6 protein-coding genes and 2 pseudogenes are annotated in these 3,812 nt (G+C 68.9%); 4 read left to right on the forward strand and 4 right to left on the reverse strand.

Annotated features, from left to right (window positions below; all coding sequences use genetic code 11):
* Nucleotides 1-954: pseudogene (locus GJ632_RS20190) on the forward strand (bifunctional oligoribonuclease/PAP phosphatase NrnA); the annotation flags it as partial.
* Between the two features lie 45 nt (nt 955-999).
* A complete protein-coding gene (locus GJ632_RS20195; RefSeq protein ID WP_191453864.1) occupies nt 1,000-1,788 on the forward strand; it encodes a CBS domain-containing protein in 789 nt (262 codons plus the stop codon).
* 30 nt (nt 1,789-1,818) lie between these two features.
* On the opposite strand, the gene GJ632_RS20200 is transcribed toward GJ632_RS20195, so the two are convergent.
* Nucleotides 1,819-2,049 carry a hypothetical protein gene (locus GJ632_RS20200; protein ID WP_089805954.1) on the reverse strand — a complete coding sequence of 77 codons (231 nt, stop codon included), beginning with the start codon at nt 2,047-2,049 and terminating at the stop codon, nt 1,819-1,821.
* Nucleotides 2,050-2,202: 153 nt separating this feature from the next.
* On the opposite strand from GJ632_RS20200, the gene GJ632_RS20205 reads away from it, so the two are divergent.
* Complete coding sequence (locus tag GJ632_RS20205; protein WP_394351842.1) at nt 2,203-2,457, forward strand: hypothetical protein; 255 nt, start codon at nt 2,203-2,205, stop codon at nt 2,455-2,457.
* 87 nt (nt 2,458-2,544) lie between these two features.
* Here GJ632_RS20205 and GJ632_RS22545 read toward each other — a convergent pair whose 3' ends face one another.
* The 3 genes from GJ632_RS22545 to hjc form a co-directional block, all read right to left on the reverse strand.
* Nucleotides 2,545-2,712, reverse strand: coding sequence for a hypothetical protein (locus GJ632_RS22545; RefSeq protein WP_177232501.1), 168 nt, complete (start codon nt 2,710-2,712; stop codon nt 2,545-2,547).
* Between the two features lies 1 nt (nt 2,713).
* The gene (locus GJ632_RS20210) at nt 2,714-2,914 is read right to left on the reverse strand and encodes a hypothetical protein (protein ID WP_089803975.1); all 201 of its coding nucleotides are present in this window, start codon (nt 2,912-2,914) and stop codon (nt 2,714-2,716) included.
* A gap of 84 nt (nt 2,915-2,998) precedes the next feature.
* Entirely contained in the window at nt 2,999-3,430 is a 432-nt protein-coding gene (gene hjc / locus GJ632_RS20215) for a Holliday junction resolvase Hjc (RefSeq protein WP_089803974.1), read from the reverse strand.
* A 123-nt stretch (nt 3,431-3,553) separates the two neighbouring features.
* On the opposite strand from hjc, the pseudogene GJ632_RS20220 reads away from it, so the two are divergent.
* Nucleotides 3,554-3,812 (forward strand): annotated as a pseudogene (locus GJ632_RS20220) (hypothetical protein); the annotation flags it as partial.

Raw genomic sequence — 3,812 nt, forward strand, 5'->3', positions numbered from 1 at the left:
CCGAATCGCAGAGAGCGTCGGCGTCGACGCGACCCGTGCTACTACGGCGACATCTCCCACCAGGAGAACCGTGCGCTGGTGAACCTGCTCGACATCGACCTGGTGAACCTCGAACGGGGAGGGAACATCGACGGCTACGACGGCGTCGCCCTCGTGGACCACTCCCGCCCGGGCGTGAACGACGGCCTGCCGGCGGACACCGCGGTGGACATCGTGGTGGACCACCACCCGCCGCGGGCGCCGTGGAGGCCCGGTTTCTCGACCTCCGGCGGGAAATCGCGCGACGAGTACGCTGATGACCGACTACCTGCGCCGCCTCGACGTCGAACCGGGCGCGACGGTGGCGACGGCGCTCCTGTTCGGCATCCGCATCGACACGCGCGACTTCACCCGCGAGGTGTCGGCGTCGGACTTCGAGGCGGCGGCCTGGCTGGTGCCGCACGCCGACCTCTCGACGCTCCAGCGAGTGGAGTCGCCGAGCATGAGTCCGGAGGTGCTGGAGACGCTGGCGCGCGCATCCAGAACCGCGACGTGCGCGGCGACGCGTTGGCGACGAACGTCGGCGAGATTCGGGACCGGGACGCCCTCGCGCAGGCGTCCGACCGCCTGCTCGACATGGACGGCATCCGTCTGGTCGTCGTCTACGGCTTCAAGGACGGCACCGTCTACGTCTCCGGACGGGCGCGCGGGACGGACGTGGACCTCGGCGAGACGCTCCGCGACGCCCTCGGCCCCATCGGGAGCGCGGGCGGCCACGCGGACATGGCGGGCGCGCAGATTCCGCTCGGCATCCTCGCGGACGTGGGCGAGGACTCCCGCGAGTCGCTGTCCCGCGTCGTCACGGACGTCATCTCCGGGCGCGTGTTCGAGACGCTCGAAGACGCCACGCGAACGCTCGACGTGGACGAGGGCGGGACCGACCTCGCGTTCGAATTCCCGATGGACGAGTGGTGAGCGGCGGGGGTCACCCTTTTGCCGCCACCCGCCGTACGGACGACGATGAGCGGGAAGGCTGCCGTCGAAGACTACATGACGAGAGAAGTACAGACGGTGTCTCCCACGGACTCCGTCGCAGACGTGGCGAAACGCATCGTCGAGAGCGACGGACACAACGGCTTTCCGGTGTGTGAGGGTCGGAAGGTCGAGGGGTTCGTGACCGCTCGTGACCTCCTCCTGGCGGACGACGAAGCGCTCATCTTCACCGTCATGTCCGAGGACATCATCGTCGCCCACCCCGACATGGGGGTGAACGAAGCCGCGCGCGTCATCCTCCGGTCGGGCATCCAGAAACTCCCCGTCGTGGACGACGCGGGCAACCTCGTCGGCATCATCTCCAACACCGACGTCATCCGCTCGCAGATAGAGCGGGCGACGCCGGAGAAGGTGGGGAAACTGATGCGGACGCTCGAACAGATTCACGGCATCACGGTCCACCAGGAGCGCGACGCCGTCGAGTTGAGCGACCTCATCCCGACGCAGGCGCGCGTCTACGCCGACGAACTCGAGGGCCGACAGTACGAACTCGAACGCGGGCTGGCGGAACCGCTCGTCGTCATCGACAACGAGGGCACCCTCCTCCTCGCCGACGGCCACCACCGGGTGATGGCCGCCGACCGACTCGGTATCGAGGAGATGGACGCCTACATCATCGTCGTCGACGACCCCATCGAACTCGGGATGCAGCGAACCGCCGAGAAGGAGGGGTTGGAGTCCATCGCGGACATCGACGTGGTGGACTACGCCCGACACCCGCTGGTGGAGACGACGAAGCGACTGCAACAGGACTGAACGGCGGTCATCGGCGGCGCGGCGCGTCCGTCAGCCGTCGACGTCGTACTCGTCCTGCCACGCGGCGACGGCGTCTCGCGCGTCGGCTTCGGTGTCGAACCGCTCCCGCCGGTAGCCGCGCCCCTCGGGCGACTGGTGGAGACGGTCTAATCGGACCGTCCAGGTGTCGTCCGGACTGCGCCGGAGTCGGACGGTCACGACGCCGTCGCTTCGCTCCCACTCCGTGACTCGGTCGTCCGCGCGGACTTCCTGCCAACTCATGCGTTCTCGTCCGCCGCGAGCGCACCTGATTCTTGCTCTCCGTCGCCGGGGCGCGGTGCGTACGGCCGCGTCGTCGGTGCGCCGAACGGGCCGCCGAGTCAGTCGAGTGCTCTCGTCGTCGTCCGCGCGACGGGCGAACGCGCCGACGAGTCGGTGACGGCGGACGGCACCGTCGTCGCCGACTACGAGACGAACGCGAACTACGGCCGCCACGAACCGGTGTTCGAGGCAGTCTACGTCGACTCCGTGCCGCTCTCGGGCGGCGTCGCCGACCTCTCGGGGCGGAAGCGCTACCGCTTCCCGGCCTCGCGCCTCCGACCGGTCGAGTCGGCGTTCGCCGACGGCGAGACGGTCCGCGGCGCGACGGAGTCGGAACGCTCGGAGACGATGCAGGCGTCGCTCGTCTGAGCGGCGAGTGCATCGGCGCGTCAGACGCGCGTCATCGTACAGTGGAAACGAAGGGGTTCGGAGGCGACGCGGTCGGCCGGTTCTCTGTTACCGCGCGCCGGCGACGCCGCTTCCGATGGCGGCACCGCACTCACCGCAGCCGACTATGTAGAACCGCTTGGACGCCTTGAAGAAGCCCGTCTCGGCGCCCAGGTCGACGAACTCCACGTCGGACTGTTCTGCCAGCGTCGCGTCGCACTCCGGGCAGTGGACCATCTCAGGCACCCCCGGCGTCCGCCGCGCCGCCGTTGCCTCTGGCGCCGGCGACGCCGCTTCCGAGCGTCACGCCGCACTCGGCGCAACTGACGTTGTAGAAGCGCTTGGCGGCTCTGACGAACCCGATACTCGAATCGACGTCCTCGAACGTCACGTCGTCTATCGCGTCGAGGGAGGACCCGCAGTCAGGGCAGTGTACCATACGGCAGAACCGACGCGTGAGCGGCGGAAATAACTACGGGTCGACAGGAACGGCGGAGCGGCCGCGAACGGCCGGCAGGGGACGCTACGCCTCCTCGACGTCGGTCAGTCGACTCTGCGACGGGCCGCCGACGAACGAGTCGAACGGTTCCCCCTCTGCCAGCGCCGTCTCCTTCTTCACGCGGTAGTTGCCGCCGTCGGTCACGTACAGGTCGCCGGGGTGGAAGAAGTACCAGTCCTCCCGGTCGAACCGGACCGCGATGCGGGACTTCGCGCCGAAGTTCTGCGCGAAGTAGATGAGGGCCTCCACCTCCTCGCCCTGGAGGTAGATTGGTTGCCCGGAACTCGCCTTCGCCTCGATGGCGTAGAACACGTCGCCGTTGCCCGCGAGGACGTCCGGTAGTTCGCGTTCCGTCGCGCTTCCGGACGCCGGGGCGCGCATGACCGCGAACCCGGCTTCGTCGAGTCTGTTGACGAGTTCGCGTTCCCTGCGGTCGCCCTTTCGGTTCGAGGACATGGCCGACTGTCGGCCGTGGCCGCTCTTAAATTGGCCGACCGACGGTCGTCGGCCGGTCGTGCGGGTCCGCAGCACACACCGTGGGGATTCATATCCCACCACGTGTGAGTCTCTATTATTGATATGTCAGGGGGAAGTCGGGGGGCCGTCGCGTCCGGCGGCCTCGTCGTCGCCGGGGTCGGGTTCTTGCTCACGCGGTCGGCGACGGCCGCGTCGACGGCCGGCGGGACGTCCGCGCCGTTCCTCGTCGGGAAACTGCCGTTTCTCGTCGTCGGCCTGAGCCTCAGCCTGTTCGGCGTCGTCCCTCGCGGTGAGCAGGTGGGGGCGGACGCACGGGTGGACCGTCGCGCGGTGGTGCCTGCTCGGGACGGCGGCGACGGGC

It is taken from the genome of Halogeometricum sp. CBA1124 (genome assembly GCF_009741955.1).
GTDB classification, from domain to species: domain Archaea; phylum Halobacteriota; class Halobacteria; order Halobacteriales; family Haloferacaceae; genus Halogeometricum; species Halogeometricum rufum.